This window comes from Micromonospora sp. NPDC126480, assembly GCF_040302465.1.
Taxonomy (GTDB): Bacteria; Actinomycetota; Actinomycetes; order Mycobacteriales; family Micromonosporaceae; genus Micromonospora.
Genome location: NZ_JBEORU010000004.1, coordinates 169,615 through 190,706, shown reverse-complemented (window position 1 = coordinate 190,706; position 21,092 = coordinate 169,615). Strand labels below are relative to the sequence as shown.

The 21,092-nt window shown below is 72.4% G+C and carries 22 protein-coding genes; 12 read left to right on the top strand and 10 right to left on the bottom strand.

Annotated elements, in window-relative coordinates; translation table 11 throughout:
- Positions 1-33: 33 nt before the first annotated feature.
- The 5 genes from ABTW87_RS05625 (at position 34) to ABTW87_RS05605 (ending at position 5,475) form a co-directional block, all read left to right on the top strand.
- The gene (locus ABTW87_RS05625; RefSeq protein WP_350648812.1) at positions 34-1,791 is read left to right on the top strand and encodes a DEDD exonuclease domain-containing protein; all 1,758 of its coding nucleotides are present in this window, start codon (positions 34-36) and stop codon (positions 1,789-1,791) included.
- A gap of 118 nt (positions 1,792-1,909) precedes the next feature.
- The gene (locus ABTW87_RS05620; protein WP_350648986.1) at positions 1,910-3,697 is read left to right on the top strand and encodes a RelA/SpoT family protein; all 1,788 of its coding nucleotides are present in this window, start codon (positions 1,910-1,912) and stop codon (positions 3,695-3,697) included.
- Between the two features lie 53 nt (positions 3,698-3,750).
- Positions 3,751-4,293, top strand: coding sequence for an NUDIX hydrolase (locus tag ABTW87_RS05615; protein WP_350648810.1), 543 nt, complete (start codon positions 3,751-3,753; stop codon positions 4,291-4,293).
- Complete coding sequence (locus tag ABTW87_RS05610; RefSeq protein WP_350648808.1) at positions 4,290-5,156, top strand: nucleotidyltransferase family protein; 867 nt, start codon at positions 4,290-4,292, stop codon at positions 5,154-5,156. The genes ABTW87_RS05615 and ABTW87_RS05610 overlap by 4 nt, the downstream gene beginning before the upstream one ends.
- Positions 5,157-5,187: 31 nt before the next feature.
- Positions 5,188-5,475 carry an Lrp/AsnC family transcriptional regulator gene (locus ABTW87_RS05605; RefSeq protein ID WP_350648806.1) on the top strand — a complete coding sequence of 96 codons (288 nt, stop codon included), beginning with the start codon at positions 5,188-5,190 and terminating at the stop codon, positions 5,473-5,475.
- 71 nt (positions 5,476-5,546) lie between these two features.
- On the opposite strand, the gene ABTW87_RS05600 is transcribed toward ABTW87_RS05605, so the two are convergent.
- The 5 genes from ABTW87_RS05600 to ctaE form a co-directional block, all read right to left on the bottom strand.
- Entirely contained in the window at positions 5,547-6,221 is a 675-nt protein-coding gene (locus ABTW87_RS05600) for a DUF4142 domain-containing protein (RefSeq protein ID WP_350648805.1), read from the bottom strand.
- Positions 6,222-6,353: 132 nt separating this feature from the next.
- Positions 6,354-7,976, bottom strand: coding sequence for a cytochrome bc1 complex cytochrome b subunit (gene qcrB, locus ABTW87_RS05595; RefSeq protein WP_350648803.1), 1,623 nt, complete (start codon positions 7,974-7,976; stop codon positions 6,354-6,356).
- On the bottom strand, positions 7,973-9,067 hold the full coding sequence (gene qcrA / locus ABTW87_RS05590; protein WP_350648801.1) for a cytochrome bc1 complex Rieske iron-sulfur subunit: 1,095 nt from the start codon (positions 9,065-9,067) through the stop codon (positions 7,973-7,975). Before qcrA ends, qcrB begins: the two co-directional genes overlap by 4 nt.
- Positions 9,068-9,134: 67 nt before the next feature.
- Positions 9,135-9,971 carry a cytochrome bc1 complex diheme cytochrome c subunit gene (qcrC, locus tag ABTW87_RS05585; protein ID WP_350648799.1) on the bottom strand — a complete coding sequence of 279 codons (837 nt, stop codon included), beginning with the start codon at positions 9,969-9,971 and terminating at the stop codon, positions 9,135-9,137.
- A 73-nt stretch (positions 9,972-10,044) separates the two neighbouring features.
- A complete protein-coding gene (gene ctaE / locus ABTW87_RS05580) occupies positions 10,045-10,644 on the bottom strand; it encodes an aa3-type cytochrome oxidase subunit III (protein ID WP_350648798.1) in 600 nt (199 codons plus the stop codon).
- Between the two features lie 108 nt (positions 10,645-10,752).
- Between ctaE and ABTW87_RS05575 the strand changes: the two genes are divergently transcribed.
- The 4 genes from ABTW87_RS05575 (at position 10,753) to ABTW87_RS05560 (ending at position 13,670) form a co-directional block, all read left to right on the top strand.
- Positions 10,753-11,697, top strand: coding sequence for a cytochrome c oxidase assembly protein (locus ABTW87_RS05575; RefSeq protein WP_350648796.1), 945 nt, complete (start codon positions 10,753-10,755; stop codon positions 11,695-11,697).
- Between the two features lie 94 nt (positions 11,698-11,791).
- A complete protein-coding gene (locus ABTW87_RS05570) occupies positions 11,792-12,187 on the top strand; it encodes a response regulator (RefSeq protein WP_350648794.1) in 396 nt (131 codons plus the stop codon).
- 82 nt (positions 12,188-12,269) lie between these two features.
- Positions 12,270-13,328, top strand: a complete 1,059-nt coding sequence (trpD, locus tag ABTW87_RS05565) for an anthranilate phosphoribosyltransferase (RefSeq protein WP_350648792.1) — start codon at positions 12,270-12,272, stop codon at positions 13,326-13,328.
- A 135-nt stretch (positions 13,329-13,463) separates the two neighbouring features.
- The gene (locus ABTW87_RS05560; protein ID WP_350648790.1) at positions 13,464-13,670 is read left to right on the top strand and encodes a hypothetical protein; all 207 of its coding nucleotides are present in this window, start codon (positions 13,464-13,466) and stop codon (positions 13,668-13,670) included.
- A 95-nt stretch (positions 13,671-13,765) separates the two neighbouring features.
- Here ABTW87_RS05560 and ABTW87_RS05555 read toward each other — a convergent pair whose 3' ends face one another.
- A complete protein-coding gene (locus tag ABTW87_RS05555; protein WP_350648788.1) occupies positions 13,766-14,191 on the bottom strand; it encodes a cytochrome c oxidase subunit 4 in 426 nt (141 codons plus the stop codon).
- A gap of 10 nt (positions 14,192-14,201) precedes the next feature.
- Positions 14,202-15,173 carry an aa3-type cytochrome oxidase subunit II gene (gene ctaC, locus ABTW87_RS05550; protein ID WP_350648786.1) on the bottom strand — a complete coding sequence of 324 codons (972 nt, stop codon included), beginning with the start codon at positions 15,171-15,173 and terminating at the stop codon, positions 14,202-14,204.
- A gap of 371 nt (positions 15,174-15,544) precedes the next feature.
- Between ctaC and ABTW87_RS05545 the strand changes: the two genes are divergently transcribed.
- Both ABTW87_RS05545 and ABTW87_RS05540 read left to right on the top strand, forming a co-directional pair.
- Complete coding sequence (locus tag ABTW87_RS05545) at positions 15,545-16,696, top strand: cysteine desulfurase family protein (protein ID WP_350648784.1); 1,152 nt, start codon at positions 15,545-15,547, stop codon at positions 16,694-16,696.
- Positions 16,693-16,926 carry a sulfurtransferase TusA family protein gene (locus ABTW87_RS05540; RefSeq protein WP_350648783.1) on the top strand — a complete coding sequence of 78 codons (234 nt, stop codon included), beginning with the start codon at positions 16,693-16,695 and terminating at the stop codon, positions 16,924-16,926. Before ABTW87_RS05545 ends, ABTW87_RS05540 begins: the two co-directional genes overlap by 4 nt.
- Before the next feature lie 27 nt (positions 16,927-16,953).
- On the opposite strand, the gene ABTW87_RS05535 is transcribed toward ABTW87_RS05540, so the two are convergent.
- From ABTW87_RS05535 to ABTW87_RS05525, 3 genes are all read right to left on the bottom strand, one after another.
- Positions 16,954-17,931, bottom strand: coding sequence for a carbohydrate kinase family protein (locus tag ABTW87_RS05535; RefSeq protein ID WP_350648782.1), 978 nt, complete (start codon positions 17,929-17,931; stop codon positions 16,954-16,956).
- A gap of 163 nt (positions 17,932-18,094) precedes the next feature.
- A complete protein-coding gene (gene erpA, locus ABTW87_RS05530) occupies positions 18,095-18,463 on the bottom strand; it encodes an iron-sulfur cluster insertion protein ErpA (RefSeq protein ID WP_350648780.1) in 369 nt (122 codons plus the stop codon).
- A gap of 154 nt (positions 18,464-18,617) precedes the next feature.
- Positions 18,618-19,754 (bottom strand): glycerate kinase family protein, encoded by a 1,137-nt coding sequence (locus ABTW87_RS05525; protein WP_350648779.1) that lies wholly within the window; start codon positions 19,752-19,754, stop codon positions 18,618-18,620.
- Positions 19,755-19,822: 68 nt separating this feature from the next.
- On the opposite strand from ABTW87_RS05525, the gene nadA reads away from it, so the two are divergent.
- Complete coding sequence (gene nadA / locus ABTW87_RS05520; protein WP_350648778.1) at positions 19,823-20,998, top strand: quinolinate synthase NadA; 1,176 nt, start codon at positions 19,823-19,825, stop codon at positions 20,996-20,998.
- Positions 20,999-21,092: the final 94 nt, after the last annotated feature.

Here is a 21,092-nt window from a genome sequence, read left to right as displayed (position 1 = left end):
GAAGTGTCGGACGGGACGGTTAGCGTGCCGCCGATGGCACAACAGGAGTACGTCCAGGAGTCGCTGGCCGGTCTCGACCCGGCGGTCGGCGGCGTCGACCCGGAGCTGCCGCTCTACGCCACCACGTTCGTGGTGGTCGACCTGGAGACCACCGGCGGGGCACCGGACGGCGGCGGCATCACCGAGATCGGCGCGGTGAAGGTGCGCGGCGGCGAGGAGCTGGGGGTGCTCGCCACCCTGGTCAATCCGGGTGTGCCGATCCCGCCCTTCATCACCGTGCTCACCGGCATCACGCAGGCGATGCTGCTGCCCGCCCCGCCGATCGAGCAGGTCCTGCCGAGCTTCCTGGAGTTCCTCTCCGCCGACGCGGTCCTGGTGGCCCACAACGCCCCGTACGACGTCGGGTTCCTCAAGGCGGCGTGCGCCGCGCACGGCTACCGCTGGCCGAGCCCCCGGGTGCTGGACACCGCCGCCCTGGCGCGGCGGGTGCTCACCCGGGACGAGGTGCCCAACCGCAAGCTCGGCACCCTCGCGGCGTACTTCCGCACCGCCACCCAGCCCACCCACCGCGCGCTCGACGACGCCAAGGCGACCGTCGACGTGCTGCACGGCTTGATCGCCCGCCTCGGCGGCCACCGGGTGCACACGATCGGCGAGGCGATCGAGTTCGCCCGGGCGGTCACCCCGACGCAGCGCCGCAAACGGCACCTGGCCGAAGGGCTGCCCAAGGTTCCGGGGGTGTACATCTTCCGCGGCGCCGACGACCGTCCGCTCTACGTCGGCACCTCGGTCGACATCGCCACCCGGGTGCGCAGCTACTTCACCGCCGCCGAGAAGCGGGCCCGCATCTCGGAGATGCTGGCGGCGGCCGAGCGGGTGGAGGCGGTCGAGTGCGCCCACTCGCTGGAGGCGGAGGTGCGGGAGCTGCGGCTGATCGGCGCGCACGCCCCGCCGTACAACCGGCGGTCCAAGTTCCCCGAGCGGGTCGTCTGGCTGAAGCTGACCGACGAGCCGTACCCACGGCTGTCGGTGGTCCGCGGCCTGGCCCCGGGCGACGAGGCCTACCTCGGGCCGTTCACCTCCCGTCGGGCCGCGGAGCTGGCCGCGGCGGCCTTCCACGACGCGGTGCCGCTGCGGCAGTGCACCCACCGGCTGTCGGTGCGGACGGTCACGCCGGCCTGCGCGCTGGCCGAGCTGGGTCGCTGCCCGGCGCCCTGCGAGCACCGGATCACCCCCGACGAGTACGCGGCCCGCGCGGTCACGCCGTTCCGTGCCGCCACCGCCAGCGACCCGCAGGTGGTGGTGGACGCGCTGCTCGCCCGGATCGAGGTGCTCGCCGACGCGCGTCGCTACGAGGAGGCCGCGGTGGTGCGCTCCCGGCTGGCCGCCGTGCTGCGCGCGGCGTCACGCATGCAGCGGCTCGCCGCGCTGACCGGCATCGCCGAGCTGGCCGCCGCCCGGCCCGCCGCGGGCGGCGGATGGGAGTTGGCGCTGGTGCGGCACGGGCGGCTCGCCGGTGCCGGGGTGTCACCGCCCGGTGTCCATCCGCGACCGACGATCGCCGCGATCCGGGCCACCGCGGAGACCGTCGTGCCCGGCCACGGTCCGGTCCCGGCGGCCTCGGCGGAGGAGACCGAACGCATCCTGTCCTGGTTGGAGCGTCCGGAGACCCGGCTGGTGGAGATGTCCTCCGGCTGGGCGTCCCCGGTGGCCGGTGCGGGCCGCTTCCGGGCCCTGTTGACGAAGGCCGAGAGCGCCGCGTCCCACCAACTCTCGACCGAACGCTCATGACCAAGTGACCGATCGGACTACGTCGACTCGCTTACGCTGTTAAGGAAGTGCAGTCCTGCCCGTTTCGTGGGCCTGCTCCCGGTTGCCGCCGCGGGGCCGGGGTGAGGAGGTGTCCCTCGTGGACGTCGACGCCGGACACGGCGCCGCCCTCGGGGGCGCGCTTCCGACCCAGCCGGGTGACCTGCCGCTGACCCGCCGTCTGCGTTCGCTGCTGGCCTGGCCCACCGCCGACACCGACCCGGTCAGCCACCTGGTCCGCACGCACCGGTCCATCCACTCCGGCACCGAGCCGTCGGTGCTGCGCCGGGCGTACACGATCGCCGAGACGATGCACCGCGGGCAGTTCCGCAAGAGCGGCGAGCCCTACATCACCCATCCCCTCGCGGTCGCCCAGATCTGCGCCGACCTCGGCATGGACACCATCACCCTGGTCGCGGCGCTGCTGCACGACACCGTGGAGGACACCCGCTACACCCTCCAGGCGCTCGCCGACGACTTCGGGCCGGAGGTGGCCCACCTGGTCGACGGGGTGACGAAGTTCGACAAGGCGTTCTACGGGCAGGTCGCCGAGGCCGAGACCGTCCGCAAGATGATCATCGCGGCCGGCAAGGACGTCCGGGTCCTGATCATCAAGCTGGCGGACCGTCTGCACAACATGCGCACCCTCGGGGTCCGCTCGGCCGCGTCCCGGGAGCGCATCGCACGCAAGACCCAGGAGGTGCTCGTCCCGCTCTGCGACCGGCTGGGCATCCAGACCCTCAAGCGTGAGCTGGACGACGTCGTGCTGCTGCATCTCGAACCGGAGGAGCACGGCCGCATCGCCCGGCACGTGCACGACCGGCCGGGCTGGGACGCGTACCTGGCGGAGGTGGTCGCGCGGGCGAAGACCGCGCTGCGCCGCAGCCGGGTGACCGCCGAGGTGACACCCCGGCCGCGGCACCTCTACTCGATCTGGAAGGACACCGTGGCCGGTGGCCACCCCACCCCGTACGACCTGCCCCGCATCGCGGTCATCGTGGACGGTCCCGCCACCGACTGCTACGCCGCGCTGGGCGCGATCCACGGCACGTGGCGCCCGGTGCCCGGCCGCTTCAAGGACTACATCGCCTCCCCGAAGAACAACCTGTACCGGTCCCTGCACACAAGCGTCTGCGGCCCGAAGGACCGCACGGTCGAGGTGCTGATCCGCACCGAGGAGATGCACCGCTCCGCCGAGTACGGCATCGCCGCCAGCTACCGCTTCCCGCGCGCCGGGGCGGGCGCCGCCGTACGCGCCGAGCAGCTGGACTGGCTGCGCCGGGTGCTGGACTGGGAGCAGGAGACCGCCGACCCGGCCCAGTTCCTGGAGTCGCTGCGCTGCGATCTCGCCGAGGCGCAGATCCAGGTCTTCGCCGACGGGCGCCAGGTCGTGCTGCCCGCCGGCGCGACACCGGTGGACCTCGCGTACGAGCTGGGCACCGAGCGCGGCGACCACTGCCTGGCCGCCCGCATCAACGGCCGGCTCGCCCCGCTCTCCTCCTGTCTTGAGGACGGCGACGTGGTGGAGATCTTCACCGAGACCGACGACGTCGCCAACGGCCTCGACACCGCCCCGCGCGGCCCGCGCAAGGAGTGGCTGGGCTTCGTCAAGTCGCCGCACGCGCAGATGCAGATCACCCGCTGGTTCGCCGATCACACCGAGCCCGGCATCTCCATCACCGACAAGGTCCGACTCGGCCGGGCCACCATCGGGCTGGCGCTGCGCAAGCACGACCGCGGGCTCGCCAGTGACCTCCCCCTGCTGCGGCTCTCCGAGGAACTCGGCTACCCCGACCTGGAGACGATGCTGGTCGCGGTCTTCGATCGGGTCATCGAGCCGGACACCGTGGTCCAGCAGCTCATCGACCTGGTCGACCACCGGCAGTGACCGGTCCGGCCCCGGGCCGTCCGAACTTTCCTCGCTCCAACTAGCCTGGACGAATGATCCCCCGTTCGCGCGTCACCGGACGTGCCGTCGCGTACCAGGTCTTCTACCGGCTACCGCTGCCGGTGCGGCGTCGCCTGGTCCGGCTGGCCGTGCCGAAGTACATCGTCGGCGCGGTCACCCTGGTCCGGGACGCCGAGGCCGACGGGGCGGGCCGGCTGCTGCTGCTGCGCCAGCCGCCCGGCAACGGCTGGACGCTGCCGGCGGGGCTGCTGCAGAAGCGGGAGGCACCGGTGGTCGGCGCGGCCCGCGAGCTGTACGAGGAGACCGGGATCCGGCTGTCCCCCCGGGAGCTGCGCCCGGCGGTGCCGAACGCGATCGTCCATGACAAGGGCTGGGTGGACGTGGTGTTCACCGTCGACGTGCCGGCCTCGACCACCGCCCTGAAGGTCGACGGCGCGGAGGTCTTCGAGGCCGCCTGGCACCCGCTGGACGACCTGCCGCGGCTGACCTGGCCCACGGCACGCCTGCTGGGCTACTACGACATCGGGCCGCTGGCGGGCACGTTCCCGCCGCCGGTGCCCGACGTCCGCCCGTGACCCGCAAGAGCGTCTGCGCGGTGATCCTCGCCGCCGGCGAGGGCACCCGGCTGCGTCCGCTCACCGAACGGGTGCCCAAGGCGCTCTGCCCCGTCGGGAACGTCCCGCTGCTGGACCGGGCGCTGGCCCGCCTCGCCGGTCTCGGCCTGACCGGGCCCGACCGGGTCGCGGTCAACGCCAGCTACCTTGCCGGGCAGGTGGTGGGCCACGTCGGCGACCGCGCGCACCTGTCGGTGGAGCCCGACGGCCCGCTCGGCACCGCCGGCGGGGTGGCGAAGCTGCGGGACTGGATCGGCGGGCGGGGCGTGCTGGTGGGCAACGCCGACGCGTACCTCAGCGACCCGGACCGCCCACCCGGGCCGGACATCGCCGCGCTGCTGCGCGACTGGGACGGTGAGACCGTACGCCTGCTCGGCCAGCCGGCCGCGGACCCGGCCGCACCCGGCACGTTCGACGGTCACGACTTCACCGGGTTCTCCCTGCTGCCGTGGCGGCGGGTCGGTGACCTGCCGGTCGAGTTCGGCGACCTCGTCCGTGCCGTGTGGCGGCCCGCGGAGGCGGCCGGCGAGCTGACGGTCGTGCCCTACCCGGGCACGTTCTACGACACCGGCACGCCGGCCGACTACCTCGCCGCCAACCTGCATGCCGCCGGCGGCGGCACCCTGGTCGACCCGACCGCCTCGGTGACCGGCCGGTGCCGGCAGGCGGTCGTCGGGGCCGGCGCGGTGGTGCGCGGCGCGGTCACCCGCGCCGTGGTCTGGCCCGGCGCGACCGTCCGCGCCGGTGAGCACCTGCGGGAGGCGATCCGCGCGGGCGACGATCTCACGGTCGGAGTCGAGCGGCCAGCCGGCCGACTAGCATGAGCCACGACGCCGACGAACGGAGAAACGTCCCGTGATCACCGCGATCGTGCTGATCGACTGCGCCACCGACTCCATCCCCGAGGTGGCCGAGGCCCTGGCCGCCCTTCCCGGCGTCAGCGAGGTCTTCTCGGTGGCCGGGCACGTCGACCTCATCGCCATGGTCCGGGTCCGGGAGTTCGAGCAGATCGCCAAGGTGATCGCCGGGAGCATCTCGAAGGTCCCGGGCGTGCTCAACACGGAGTCCCACATCGCGTTCCGCGCGTACTCGCAGCACGACCTGGAGGAGGCCTTCGCGATCGGCCTCGCCAACGCCGACTGACCATCGTGCCCGGCGCACGTGACGGCCGGCCCACCCGGAGGTGGACCGGCCGCCGTGTCACCTGTCCGGCGTCAGCTCACGCCCGGAGCCGGCGTCTCGGTGGTGGTGCCACCGCCCGGAGCCGGCGACTCGGTGGTGCCGCCCGGAGCCGGGGTGGTGCCACCCGGAGCCGGAGTGGTGCCACCCGGGCCCGGTGTGGCGGTGCCGCTGGCCTGCGGAACCGGGATGCCGAGCTGGTTGGCCAGTTCCACCAGGGCGTCGTAGTGCGCCTGCAGGATCGGCAGCGCGGTCTGCGCCAGCTGCACCACCTCCGGCGCCGAGCCCTGCGAGATCTCCGTCTGGGTGGCCTGGATGGCCTGGACGTGACCGGTCAGCTCGTTGGTCACCCAGAGCCGGTCGAACTCCTCGCCGCTGGCGTTGTTCAGCTGGTCGAGGATGTCCTGCTGGTCCGCCGTCGGCTCGCTCGGCAGGTCGACGCCGAGCTGGTTGGCGACCTCCTGGACCGACTGGTCGACCTGCGTGTGGTCGGTCTTGAACCGTTCACCCAGGTCCTTCACCCCCTGGGCCTGGCCCTTCTGCTGGGCCAGCTCACCAGCGGTGATCTCGAACAGGTTGACCTGGTGAATCGCCTCCAGGTACTGCCGGTCCTGCTGTGACGGCTGCACCGCGGCCTGAGCGGCCGCGGCGGGTGCGATACCCACCAGCACCAGCGCGGCCAGCAGGCCAAGGCGTTTGATTCCCAACATGCTTCCCCCCCTTGAGACGTTGGACCGCACGGATACCCGACTGGCCGGGGTTATTCCTCCGTCGTCACCCGTCCGGGAACGCCCGTGGCGCCCGCCGGATGTTCCGGCGGGCGCCACGCGAGGGTGCGGGGGTCAGCGGCGCTCGCCGCTGCCGATCTCCTCCCGGTCACCGCGGGCCTCGACCGGCGGGTGGCCCGGCGACACCGGCGCCTCGGCCGGCTTCTCGATCGGGTAGAAGAAGCCCCGGATCGCCGGCCCGAGGGCACCGAGCCGGTTCATCTTCTTCGGGACGACCCAGCCGGCGTACTCCAGCTCGCCGTGCCCGTCGTGGTCGCCCGCGCTGAGCGGCTGGTGGACCTCGACGAACCGGCCGTCCGGCAGCCGCCGGATGATGCCGGTCTCGACACCGTGGGCCAGAACCTCCCGGTCGTGCTGCTGGAGGCCCAGGCAGATCCGGTAGGTGACGTAGTACGCGAGCGGCGGAAGGATCAGCAGACCGACCCGGCCGGCCCAGGTCATCGCGTTGAGGCTGATCTGGAACTTGTCGGCGATGACGTCGTTCGCCCCGGAGAGGGTCAGCACCAGGAAGAAGGCCACCGCCATGGCGCCCAGCCCGGTGCGGGCCGGGACGTCGCGCGGCCGCTGGAGCAGGTTGTGGCTCCGGTAGTCCTTGAGACGCCGGGCCTCGAGGAACGGGTAGAGCGTTGACAACGCGACAAGGATGCCGGGCAGGACGACCGTCGGCCAGAACAGCGGCGGGATCACGTACCCGTCGCCGATCGGAATGTTGATCTCCCAGGCGGGCATCAGCCGGGTGGATCCGTCGAGGAACATGACGTACCAGTCCGGCTGGCTGGCGGCCGAGACCACCCACGCCTCGTACGGGCCGAACAGCCAGATCGGGTTGATCTGGAACAATCCGCCCATCAGTGCGATCACGCCGAAGACGACCATGAAGAAGCCGCCCTGCTTCAGCGCGTACCGCGGGAACATCCGCTCGCCGACCACGTTGCCGTTGGTCCGGCCGGGGCCGGGCCACTGGGTGTGCTTCTGCTTGAACACCAGGCCGAGGTGAACGCTGATCAGGGCCACCAGCAGGCCCGGGATCAGCAGCACGTGGGCGATGTAGAAGCGGCTGATGATGATCGTGCCGGGGAACTCACCACTGAAGATCGACGAGGTGAGCCAGGAGCCGATCACCGGGATCGACAGCATGATCGCCGAGGCGATCCGCAGGCCGGTGCCGGAGAGGCCGTCGTCCGGCAGCGAGTAGCCGGTGAAGCCGGCGAGGAAGCCCACCCAGAACAGCAGCGAGCCGATGATCCAGTTGGTCTCACGCGGCTTGCGGAACGCGCCGGTGAAGAAGACCCGCAGCATGTGCACCACGATGGCGGCCATGAACAGCAGGGCCGACCAGTGGTGCATCTGCCGCATGACCAGACCACCGCGGACATCGAACGAGATGTCCAGGCTGGAGGCGTACGCGGCCGACATCGGCGTGCCCCGCAGCGGGGCGTAGCTGCCGCTGTAGACCACCTCGGTCATCGCCGGCTCGTAGAAGAAGGTCAGGAAGACGCCGGTCAGCAGCAGGACGATGAACGAGAAGAGCGCGATCTCGCCGAGCAGGAAGGACCAGTGGTCCGGGAAGACCTTGTTCAGCAGCCGACGCAGCGGGGTGGCCACCTGGAACCGGTCGTCCACCCCCCGGGCGATGTTGCCCGGGACGGCTGCCCTGTCAAACTTGCGCCGCTTCACGGCCGCTCCCAGAAGTCGGGCCCGACGGTCTCGGTGTAGTCGGACTTGGCGACGAAGTAGCCCTCGGCGTCGACCTCGATCGGCAGCTGCGGCAACCGCCGGCTGGCCGGGCCGAAGATGGGCTTCGCGTTGTCGGTGATGAGGAACTGGGACTGGTGGCACGGGCAGAGCAGCCGGTTGGTCTGCTGCTCGTACAGGCTGGCGGGGCAGCCGGCGTGCGTGCAGATCTTCGAGTAGGCCGCGTAGTTGCCCCACATGTAGTCGCCGTGGCCCTCGCGCTCGTTGTTGCGGCGCGACTCCTGCGCGTCCTCGTCACGCAGGTGGATCAGCAGCGTCGGGGAGTCCGCGTGCCGGTTGCTCACCCCGTGGTCGATACCGGGGAACACGGTGATCTGGCCGCCGGCGCTGACGTCAGCGGGTCGCACCGGCCGGCCGTCCTCGCGGACCAGCCGAACCTTGGTGCCGTTCTCGGCCGGCGCGAAGCCGGTCCGGAACATCTGGTTGTTCTTGTGCGGGTCGGAGATCAGCCCGCCCACCAGCGGCGCCGCGGCCACCGCGCCGACCGGCGCGAGACCGGCCAGCAGCGAGATGCCGAGCAGCGGGCGGCGCTTCACACCCAGCTCGTCGGCCATGTAGAGCATCGTCTGGCCGGTGATGGCACGGTCGTCCTCGTTGACCACGCCCTCGTGCCGGTCCTGGATCGACACCTCCTTCGGCAGCAGCTTCTTGCCCCAGGTGAGGATGCCGAAGCCGATGCCGAGCAGGGCGATGCCCAGGGTCACGCCGAGCAGCGGCGTGTACCACTTGTCGCCGCCGCGGCCCGGAGCGTACTCCCACGGCCACCAGATGTAGACCGCCAGGAAGGCGGTGGCGGCGAGGCCGGTGAGCAGGAAGAACGATGCGACCGTACGGGTCATCCGCCGCTCGGCCTTGCTGCCCGGGACGAACTGCGGCTCGTAGTGGACGATCTCGATGTCGTCCCGGCGCGCGCCCTCCCGGACGATGTCGAAGCGGCTCAGCTCGGGGTCGGTCAGGTCCGGTGCCTGGCGGCTGGCCGGGATCCTCGGGTGCCCGGTGTGGGTGGTGCTCATGCCGTCACCTCGCTACGGACGGTGCCGACACGCGACACCAACGCAATGTTACTCAGCAGTCGCCCGGTCACGACTTGCCCGCGATCCACAGGCTGGCGAAGACCAGCGCGACGATGCCGACCAGGAAGATCGCCAGGCCCTCGGTCGAGGGGCCGTAGCGGCCGAGATTGAAGCCGCCCGGGTCCTGGTCGTGGTTCAGGGTCTCCTGGATGTAGGCGATGATGTCCGCCTTCTGCTCCGGCGTGATCTGGTTGTCGCCGAAGACCGGCATGTTCTGCGGGCCGCTCAGCATGGCGGCGTAGATCTGCCGGTCGGTCGCCGGGCTCAGACTCGGCGCGTACTTGCCCGAGGAGAGGGCGCCGCCGCCACCGCCGAAGGCGTGGCACTGCGAGCAGTTGATCCGGAACAGCTCGCCACCGGCGGCGATGTTCCCGTCCTCGTGGAGGTTCTCGCCCTCCGGCACCACCGGGCCGCCACCGAGCTCCTGGATGTACTGGGCGAGCTGGCGGGTCTCCTCCTCGGTGAAGACCTCCGGCTTGCGCTGCGCCTGGGCCTCCTGGCGGGCCATCGGCATGCGGCCGCTGCTCACCTGGAACTCGACGGAGGCGGCGCCGACGCCGATCAGGCTCGGGCCGCGCCCCTCGACACCCTGCGCGTTGCGACCGTGGCAGGTAACACAGCTCACGTCGAACAGCGCCTTGCCCTCGGCTGCGGCGCCGGACAGCGGCGGGGTGTCCTGCGCCTGCACGCCGGGGGCGAAGACGGTGTAGGCACCGCCGGCCAGCATCAGCGCGGCCAGCAGCCGGACCGCGGCACCCAGCCGGCGGCGGCCCCTGCTGCGCGCTGCGGGCCGCCCGCGCAGCCGCGCGAGCAGACCGCGTCGGCGGTCGTTGTCAGAAGTCATGACCTGTGTCCTTAACCGGTTGGACCTTGCCTGGGGGAGACGGAGCAGCGGCGCGGTTCGTGACGCGCCAAGATCACTGGAGCCAGTAGATCATGGCGTACAGCGCGATCCACACCACGTCGACGAAGTGCCAGTAGTACGACACCACGATCGCCGAGGTCGCCTGCGCCGGCGTGAACCGGCCCATGGTGGTGCGGATCATGAAGATGATGAAGGCGATCAGACCGCCGGTCACGTGCAGGCCGTGGAAGCCGGTGGTCAGGTAGAACATCGACCCGTAACCGTCGCCGTTGATCTTGATGCCCTCGTGCACCAGTTCCCGGTACTCGTTCACCTGGCCGAGCACGAAGATCAGGCCCATCACGAAGGTGATCGTGAACCAGCGCCGCAGCGCGTGCACGTCGCCCCGCTCGGCCGCGAACACGCCGATCTGGCAGGTCACCGAGGAGAGCACCAGGATCACCGTGAACGTCGTCGCGTACGGGATGTTCAGGTGCGGGGTGTGCTCCGCCCACTGCTCCGGCGCCGCGGCGCGGATGGAGAAGTACATCGCGAACAGCGCCGCGAAGAACATGAGTTCACTGGAGAGCCACACGATCGTCCCGACGCTGACCATGTTGGGTCGGGTCAGGGAGTGGATCCGGCTCTTGTCAATCGCTGGGGCCGCAGTCACGGGGTCATTATTGCCCTTGACCGGGGCCCACGATCACGGGGGTGCCAAACCGGTGCTGAGGGCAGCCCGATCGGGGAGGTCCGGTTCGCCTGACCTAGGCTGAAAAGCGTGCTGCACGCCGATCCGATCTTCACCGCGACCTCGGTCGCCGCACCGTCGGTGACCGCGGCCACCCCGCCGCCGTTCACCATCACCTCGGTGTTCACCGAGACGCGGCTGGACAGCTGGCTCGCCGTCGGCCTGGTCCTCGCCGCCGGGATCTACCTCTACGGGGTGCACCGCCTCCGGGCCCGCGGCGACCACTGGCCGGTCGCCCGCACGGTCTTCTTCCTCGGCCCGGGCCTCGGTGGCATCGCGGCGGTGACGGTCAGCGGGCTGCACGCGTACGACACCGCGCTGCTGTCGGTGCACATGGTCCAGCACATGGTGCTGTCCATGGTCTCGCCGATCTTCCTGGCGCTCGGCGCGCCGATGACGCTGGCCCTGCGTACCCTGCCGGCGCGCCCGCGCAAGCGGCTGCTGGCGATCGTGCACAGCCCGGTCGCCCGGATCTACACCTTCCCGCTCGTCGCGTTCGCGATCTTCGTGGTCAACCCGTTCGCGCTCTACTTCACCGACCTGTACCGCTACACCCTCGAGCACGCGTGGGCGCACGAGCTGGTGCACGCGCACTTCATCCTGACCGGCTGCGTGTTCTTCTGGCCGCTGCTCGGCCTCGACCCGCTGCCCGGCCGCTGGCCGTACCCGGGCCGGGCCCTGCTGATGCTGCTCTCCGTGCCGTTCCACACCGTGCTCGGGCTCACGATCATGCAGTCGACCACCCTCTTCGGCGGCGACTGGTACCCCTCGCTGAACCTCACCTGGGCCGACCCGTGGGAGGACCAGGTGGTCGCCGGCGGCATCCTGTGGGCGGGCGGCGAGTTCGTCAGCGTCACCATGCTGGCCGTGCTGGTCGTGCAGTGGATGCGGCAGGCCGAGCGGGAGGCCCGCCGGATCGACCGCGAGCTGGACCGCCAGGAGGCCCGCCAGCGCGCCGCGGAGACCACGGCCTGAGCCGCCCCGGCCGGGCGCCCACCGCCGCGCGTAGCGTTTCTCACACCTACCGGTACGATCAGCGGGCAGCTACGAGGTGGGAGCCAGACCAGCCATGACCGATCGTCTTTGCACCGTCCTGCTCTACAGTGACGACCCGCAGGTCCGCGACCGGATGCGGCTCGCCGTCGGCACCCGGCCCGCGCCCGGGCTGCAGATCGAGTTCGTCGAGGCGTCGACCTACGACGAGTGCGTCCGGCTGGTCGACGACTACGAGATCGACCTCCTGCTGCTCGACGGCGAGGCCAGCCCGGGCGGCGGCATCGGCATCGCCCGCCAGATCAAGGACGAGCGGGACGACGCTCCCCCGACCTGTCTGGTGATCGCCCGCGCCGCCGACCGATGGCTCGCCGCGTACGCCGAGGTCGACGCGACGCTGGTGCACCCGCTCGACCCGGTGACCACCGGCACGACGGTGGCCGAGCTGCTGCGGACGCACGCCCCCGCCTGACGTCCCCCGCTCCGGCACCGCCTCGGCGCCGGATCCACCGGCGCCGGTTCCCCATCCACTGGACCCGCTCGGGAGGCCCACTATGGGCGATCGGACCTGGCCGCACCTGCTCGCCACGCTGCTACGGGGCGAGGAACTCTCCACCGCCGACACGTCCTGGGCCATGGGCGAGATCATGTCCGGCTCGGCGGCCCCGGCGCAGATCGCGGCGTTCGCCGTCGCCCTGCGCGCCAAGGGTGAGACGCCGGCCGAGGTGTCCGGCCTGGTGGAGGCGATGCTGCGGCACGCCGTCCCGGTCGAGCTGCCCGACGAGCTGCGGGCGAGCGCCGTGGACGTGGTGGGCACCGGTGGTGACCTCGCGCACACCGTGAACATCTCCACCATGGCCTCGGTGGTGGTGGCCGGCGCCGGCGTACGCGTCGTGAAGCACGGCAACCGTGCCGCCTCCTCCTCCTGCGGCACGGCCGACGTGCTGGAGTACCTCGGGCTGCCGCTCGATCTCGGACCGGAGGGGGTGGCCAGCTGCGTCGCCGAGGCCGGCATCGGCTTCTGCTTCGCCGCCCGGTTCCACCCCGGCATGCGCCACGCGGGGCCGGTCCGCCGCGAGCTGGGGGTGCCGACCGCGTTCAACTTCCTCGGTCCGCTCACCAACCCGGCCCGGCCCCGGGCCGGCGCCGTCGGCTGCTTCGACGCCCGGATGGCGCCGGTGATGGCTGCCGTCTTCGCCGCCCGCGGCGACTCGGTGCTCGTCGTGCGCGGCGAGGACGGGCTGGACGAGTTCACCACCGCCGCCCCGACCCGGGTCTGGGTGGCGCAGGGCGGCACCGTGCGGGAGGCGGTGCTGGACGCCGCCGACCTCGGCGTGCCCCGGGCCACCCTCGCCGACCTGCGGGGCGGCGACGCCGCGTACAACGCCGACGTGGTGCGCCGCCTGCTCGCCGGCGAGACCGGGCCGGTGCGCGACGCCGTGCTGGTCAACGCGGCCGCCGCGCTGGCCACCCAGGGCCCGCTCGACGGGGATCTCACCGGGCCGCTGCGCGCCGGTCTGGACCGGGCCGCCGAGTCGATCGACTCCGGCGCCGCCGCCCGCACCCTGGACCGCTGGATCGAGGTCGCGCGCTCCGCCCGACCCGCCGACTGATCGGCGCGGCCCGGCCCGCAGCCGGGCGGTGGCGGGTGGCGTACCCGGAGAGTGTCGGACGGGCGTGGAAAACTACATCCGAGTAGTTCTCCGCCCCGTCGGCACCCGACGGAGCCGCAGCGAGAGGAGCCGCCCGTGTCGACCCGCGACCTGCACTGCGACGTCTGTCAGGGCGTGCAGCCGTTCGAGGCCCCGGCCTGCGTCGACGGGCACGGCGCCGACTGCCCCGAGCTGATCTGCACCGGTTGTGGCGCGGCCGTGCTCATCGCCACCTTCGCCTTCCACGCCCCGCGGCTGGCCGCCCGCCGTCCCCGGCGGCCCGTCCACCGCCGGGCCGCCTGAGCCGAGCCGCCCGCCACGGACCCGGGCACCGGCCGGTACGTCGAAGCCCGCCTCCCGGTCGGGAGGCGGGCTTCGGCGTCGGTACGGGTTCCGGGTCAGTGCTCGGCGGTACGCCGGGTGCCGCTGTAGTACTCGAACAGCAGGCCGCAGGCGCTGAGGATGACCGCCACCGCGCCCACGCCCAGCAGCCAGAACTGCCAGAACACCAGGCCGAGGCCGGCGACCGTGGCCGACAGCGCGACGCCGAACGGCCAGTAGCTGCCCGGGCTGAAGAAGCCGATCTCACCCGCGCCGTCGGCGATCTCGGCGTCCGGCCGGTCCTCCGGCCGCAGGTCGATCCGGCGCGACACGAACCAGAAGAAGCCACCGCACATCGCGCAGAGCAGGAAGCTCAGCAGCAGGGCCACCGTGCCGACCCACTCGACCCGGCCGCCGTCGGCGAAGGTCCACGCGCCGTAGAGCACCGTGGCGAAGAGCAGGAACCCGGCGATGGCGAGGAAGATGCGCCACTCGGTCTTCATGCGTGCCCCCTCAGTTGCCCGTGCCGGCGGACGCGTTGTCCGGGTTGAAGTTCGCGTCGGTGCGCCGCGTCTCGAACGGTTGGGTGGTCGTCGCGAACGGGTCCTCGCCGATCGCGGTCAGCGCCTCCTGCGTCGAGCGGCCCTCGCGCTTGGCGGCCAGGAACCGGTCGTACTTCTCCGGCGTCACGACCCGCAGCTCGAAGTTCATGAAGGCGTGGTAGCTGCCGCACAGCTCGGCGCAGCGGCCCACGTACGCGCCCTCGGACTCGAACTTGGAGATCTGGAAGACGTTGCGCACATTGCCCGGGAAGACGTCCCGCTTGAACAGCATCTCCGGCACCCAGAACGAGTGGATGACGTCCCGGCTGGTCTCCTCGAAGCGGATGGACCGGTCGGTGGGCAGCACGAGGATCGGGATGACCTCGCTGGTGCCGAGCACCGAGGCGACCGTGTTGGCCTCCGGGCCCTGCCCGTCGCGGTAGTTGAACTGCCAGTTCCACTTGAAGGCGACGACCTCGACGGTGACGTCGGGGTTCTTCGTCGTCCGCACCACGTCGGTCTGCACGATCGCCGTGTAGTAGAAGAGCACGGAGACGATCAGGATCGGCGCGATGGTGTAGAGGAACTCCATCGGGAGGTTGTAGCGCGTCTGCACCGGCAGCTCGTTGCCCCGCTTCCGGTAGCGCACCACGCACCAGAAGATCAGGCCCCACACGAACACGCCGACCGCGAGCGCGGCGATGCACGACGCGATCCACAGGTCGTACATCCGGTGCGCCTCGGGCGTGATGCCGCCCTGCGGCCAGCCGAACCCGCCGAACGCGGCGCCGACGTCGCAGCCCGTGAGCAGGAGCAGCAGCGCCGCTCCGCCGAGACCGAGCCCGGCGACCCGACCGGCACCCCGCCCCCGGCGCCCACCGGCTCCCGGGGAAGCGCTGCGCCGCACGGCCGACGGCCGTACCTCCGAACTCCTTGCGACCACCTGGTCCTGCCTCCCTAGCGCGCCGCGGTGTTTGTCCTGCACCGCCCCGCCCGGTGGCGGAGCGACAGCACCGGCGGCAAAGGCGTCACCGACGGTCGCAGATTACTCGACCATGACGGGCTGGGCCGTGTTGGGGTAGCTGTCCGCCCCCATCGGGGAGATCGCGGCGCGCCGACGCGATAGCGTGGGCCACCGTGAGCGCGAGGAGTGAGCCGGGGTTGCGAGCCCCGCAGTCGCGAACAGAGGCGGCACCGTGAGCGCGAGGAGTGAGCCGGGGTTGCGAGCCCCGCAGTCGCGAACAAAGGCGGCACCGTGAGCGCGAGGAGTGAGCCGGGGTTGCGAGCCCCGCAGTCGCGAACAGAGGTAGCACCGTGAGCGCTTCCCCGGTCTACCTGGACGCGGCGTCCGCGGCGCCGCTGCATCCGGTCGCCCGGCAGGCGCTGCTGGCCGCGCTTGACGACGGCTGGGCCGATCCGGCGCGGCTGTACACGCAGGCCCGCCGGGCCCGCCAGCTCCTGGACGCCGCGCGGGAGGCCGCCGCGGCGACGCTCGGCGTCCGGGCGGACGAGCTCTCGTTCACGCCCAGCGGTACGACGGCCGCGCACTCGGCCGTGCTCGGCGGGCTCGCCGGGCGGCGCCGGGTCGGTACCGGCCTGGTGCACTCCGCGATCGAGCACTCGGCGGTGCTGCACGCGGCCGAGAAGCACGGGGCCGCCGGTGGTTCGGCGACGTCCGTCCCGGTGGACCGGCTCGGCCGGGTCGACCTCGACGCCTGGTCGGCGGCGGTGGGCGCGCCCGGGGTGGCGCTCGCCGCGCTGATCGCCGCCAGCCACGAGGTCGGCACCGTGCAGCCGGTCGCCGAGGCGGCCGCCGCCTGCGCCCGGGCCGGCGTGCCGCTGTACGTCGACGCGGCCCAGGTGGTGGGCCGCGCCCCGCTGCCGGCGGGCTGGTCGGTGCTGAGCGCGAGCGCACACAAGTGGGGCGGGCCGCCCGGGGTCGGGCTGCTGGTGGTGCGCAAGGGCACCCGCTGGGAGTCGCCCTGGCCGGCGGACGACCGGGAGTCGGGGCGTACTCCCGGGGTGGTGAACCTGCCCGCGGTGGTGGCGGCGGCGGCGAGCCTGCGGGCGGCGGCGGCCGACGCGGCCGCGGAGGCGGCCCGGCTCGCGCCGCTGGTGGAGCGGATCCGGGCCCGGGTGGCGGCGGAGGTGCCGGACGTCGAGGTGGTCGGTGACCCGGATCACCGGCTCCCGCACCTGGTGACCTTCTCCTGCCTGTACGTGGACGGCGAGGCGTTGCTGCACGCGCTGGACCGGCGGGGCTTCGCCGTCTCGTCCGGCTCCTCGTGCACGTCCTCGACGCTTCGCCCGTCGCACGTGCTGGAGGCGATGGGGGTGCTGTCGCACGGCAACGTCCGGGTCTCGCTGCACCGGGAGACGACCGGGGCGGACGTGGAGCGGTTCCTGGCCGAGTTGCCGGGGATCGTGGCGGGGCTGCGCGCCGAGGCGGGGGTGGTGGGGCTTTGACGCTGCCGCGGGAGGTGCTCGACTGCCGGGGGCAGCGCTGCCCGCTGCCGGTGATCGCGGTGGCCCGGCGGCTGCCCGAGCTGCCGGTCGGCACGGTGGTGCGGGTGCTCGCCGACGACCCCGCGGCGGCCGTGGACATCCCGGCCTGGTGCCGCATGCGCGGCCACGAGTTCCTGGGCCGCCTCGACGGCGAGGACGGCCCCGCTTACGACATCCGCCGCCACCACTGACCACCCCACCCGCGCGGGGTTGGGAAGTTAGGGCAGCAGGTGCGGGCGGATGTCGTCTGCGGCGGTGTCGCCGTAGGACTCGGCGAGGCGCTTGACGAACAGGTCGCGGCGGACCTGGTACTCCTGCGTGCCGACGGTCTCCAGCACGAGCGTCGCGAGCAGCGAGCCGACCTGGGCGGCCCGCTCCAGCCCGAGACCCCAGGAGAGCGCGGTGAAGAAGCCGGCGCGGAAGCCGTCACCGACGCCGGTGGGGTCGACCGCGCGGATCTCCCGGGCGATCGGCACGTGGATCGGGTCGATGTCCCGCCCGGCGATCTCCACGCCCTGCTTGCCAAGCGTGGTGACCCGCACCTTGACCATGTCCAGCAGCTGCGCGTCGCTGAGACCGGCCTTGCTCTGCAGCAGCGACTTCTCGTAGTCGTTTGTCATCAGGTAGTCGGCGCCGTCGATCAGGGCGACGACGTCCTCGCCGGGCATCCGGGCGAGCTGCTGGGAGGGATCGGCGGCGAAGGCGTACCCCCGCTCCCGGCACTCGGCGGAGTGCCGCAGCATCGCCTCGGGGTCGTTGGCGCCGACCAGCACCAGGTCCAGGCCGTCCACCCGGTTGGCGACCGGCTCCAGTTCGATGTTGCGGGCCTCGCTCATCGCGCCGGCGTAGAAGGACGCGATCTGGCACATGTCGGTGTCGGTGGTGCAGACGAAGCGGGCGGTGTGCGCCACCTCGCTGATGTGCACCGAGTCGCAGTCGACGCCGTGCCGCTCCAGCCACGACCGGTAGTCGGCGAAGTCGGCGCCGACCGCGCCGACGAGGACCGGCCGCAGGCCGAGCTGGCCCATGCCGAAGGCGATGTTGGCGGCCACCCCGCCGCGACGCAGCACGAGGTCGTCCACCAGGAACGAGAGCGACACCTTATGCAGCTGGTCGGCGATGAGCTGCTCGGCGAACCGGCCGGGGAAGCTCATCAGGTGGTCGGTCGCGATCGAACCGGTCACGGCGATCTTCATGTCAACCCTCGGGTCGGGAGGCGGGGCGCCGGTCAGCCTACCGGTCCGGTCACCGAGGGGTGACCGCCCGGTCGGACGGCGGCCGCCCGCCGGACATCCGCCGGACACGACGACGGGGCCGCTCCCTCGTCGAGGAGGGAGGCGGCCCCGCGGTCGGGGAGGCTCAGCTGAACGAGTCGCCGCAGGCGCAGGAGTTGCCCGCGTTCGGGTTGTCGATCGTGAAGCCCTGGGCGTCGATCCGGTCGGCGAAGTCGATGGTGGCGCCGGCCAGGTAGGGGGCGCTCATCCGGTCGACCACGACCTCGACGCCGTCGTAGTCGGTGACGATGTCGCCGTCGAGCGACCGCTCGTCGAAGAAGAGCTGGTACCGCAGGCCGGAGCAGCCGCCCGGCTGCACCGCGATGCGGAGCCGCAGGTCGTCACGGCCCTCCTGCTCGATCAGAGCCTTGACCTTCTGCGCCGCGACGTCGGTGAGGATGACGGTCGTGGGGGCCTGGGCCTCGGTCGACTCGGTCTGCGCTGGCGTGGTCACGTGGAATTCTCCCTGCACGCGTACGGTGTGGTCGTCCTGGCCAACGTCACCTGTCGGTCAGCGATTCCCACTGTGGTCCGGTATTTGATTGTAGGCCTCCCGGCACCGGGTCACCCAGGTGACGCGGCCCGCACCGTCCCGGCGACCCCACCCGTCACCTGCTCCACTGCCGGGCCAGCCGGGCCGCCAGCGCCCTCAGCCCCTCGGCCGGGCGGCCCATCGCTGCCTCCACGCCGCCGCGCTCCTCCCCGCCGAAGTGCTCGACCAGGCTGTACGCCTCGGTGACGCCCGCCGCGGCGGCCTCCCGGCGGCCCGTGCTCACCCGTCCCGCCAGCACCACGCACGGCACTCCCCGGTCCCGGGCGGCGCCGGCCACCCCGGCGACCACCTTGCCGCGCAGCGACTGGTGGTCGAACGAGCCCTCGCCGGTGATCACCAGGTCGGCGGCGTCCAGCGCGGTGTCCAGGCCGATGGCCCCGGTGACCAGGCCGATGCCCGACTCGCACCGGCCGCCGAGGGCCAGGATCGCCGCGCCGAGCCCGCCGGCCGCCCCGCCGCCGGGCAGCGCGCCCAGGCCGGGCGGGCAGCCCGGCAGGTCCCGCTCGCAGACGGCGGCGAAGCGCTCCAGCGCGGCGTCGAGCAGCAGCACGTCGGCCCGGTCGGCGCCCTTCTGCGGGCCGAAGACGTTGCTCGCGCCGTGCAGCCCGAGCAGCGGGTTGTCCACGTCCGTCGCGGCCACCAGGCGGGCGTCGCGCAGCCGGGGCGCGCCGTCCAGCGCCGCGACGGCGGCCAGCGCCGCTCCCCCGTACGGCAGGGCCGCACCGGTCTCGTCCAGCGGTGTCACGCCGAGCGCCGTGAGCAGCCCGGCGCCGCCGTCGTTCGTGGCCGAGCCGCCGAGTCCGATCACCACCTCGCGGGCGCCGTGCTCGACGGCGGCGGTGACCAGCAGCCCCAGGCCGTACGAGGTGGTGTGCTTCGGGTCGCGTTCGGCCGGGGCCAGCAGGTGCAGTCCGCACGCCTGGGCGCTCTCCACGTACGCGGTGCCGTCGGGGGTGACCAGGATCTCACCGGGCGCCGGCCGGCCCAGCGGGTCGACGGTGGGCACCGGTACCCGGCGGGCGGCCACCCCGTCGGCGAGCACGTCCAGGAATCCTGGGCCGCCGTCGGCGAGGGGCCGGACGATCAGGTCGTCACCGCCGGCGACCTCCCGCCAGCCGTCGGCCACGGCGGCGGCCACGTCGGGGGCCGACAGCGTGCCGGCGAACTTGTCGGGACACAGCAGCACGCGCATGCCGAGCAGTGTGGCAGCACACACCGGCGGAGGCGGCGGCGCGCCCGCGCTGTGGGACCATGGGGTACGTGACGTCGACCTGGGTAGAGCCTTCCAACACCGCGACCGCGCTGCTGCTGCTCGGCCGGGGCAGCGACCCCGCCACCGAACGCGGCGTCGAGTGTCCGGGTGACCTGCCGGCGCCGAGCGACCCGGATCTGGTCGCCCGCGCGGCGGCGGCGAAGGCGAAGCTGGGCAGCAAGGTGTTCGTGCTGGGGCACCACTACCAGCGCGACGAGGTGATCCAGTTCGCCGACGTGACGGGCGACTCGTTCAAGCTGGCCCGGGAGGCCGCGGCGCGGCCCGAGGCGGAGTACATCGTCTTCTGCGGTGTGCACTTCATGGCCGAGAGCGCCGACATCCTCACCTCCGACGCCCAGAAGGTGATCCTGCCCGACCTGGCCGCCGGCTGCTCGATGGCGGACATGGCGGTGCTGTCGCAGGTCGAGACCGCCTGGGACGTGCTGACCGAGCTCGGCCTCGCCGGTCGCACCGTCCCGGTGACGTACATGAACTCCTCGGCGGACATCAAGGGTTTCGTCGGGCGCAACGGCGGCGTGGTCTGCACCTCGTCCAACGCCAGGCGGGCGCTGGACTGGGCGTACCAGCAGGGTGAGAAGGTGCTCTTCCTGCCCGACCAGCACCTGGGCCGCAACACGGCGGTGCTGGAGATGGGCTTCTCGCTGGACGACTGCGTCCTCTACGACCCGCACAAGCCGAACGGCGGGCTCACCGCCGAGCAGCTGCGTGACGCGAAGATGATCCTCTGGCGGGGGCACTGCTCGGTGCACGGCCGCTTCACCCTGGAGAGCGTCAACGACGTGCGGCAGCGGGTGCCGGGCGTGAACGTGCTCGTGCACCCGGAGTGCCGGCACGAGGTGGTGCGGGCCGCCGACTTCGTGGGGTCGACGGAGTACATCATCAGGACCATCGAGGCCGCTCCGGCCGGCTCGGCGTGGGCGGTCGGCACCGAGCTGAACCTGGTCCGCCGGCTCGCGCTGGCCAACCCGGACAAGCAGGTCATGTTCCTCGACAAGGCGGTCTGCTACTGCTCGACGATGAACCGTATCGACCTGCCGCACCTGGTGTGGGCGCTGGAGGAACTGGTCGCCGGGCGGGTGGTCAACCAGATCACGGTCGACGCGGACACCGCGCACCACGCGCGGGTGGCCCTGGACCAGATGCTCGCGCTTCCGGGCATCTGATCACTGTCGGTAGCGACATTGGTACGGGAAAGTGCCGGATCACCGATAAATGCCCCGTAGGGCGAAGTGACCGGGTCCATTCTCGTCACAGAGG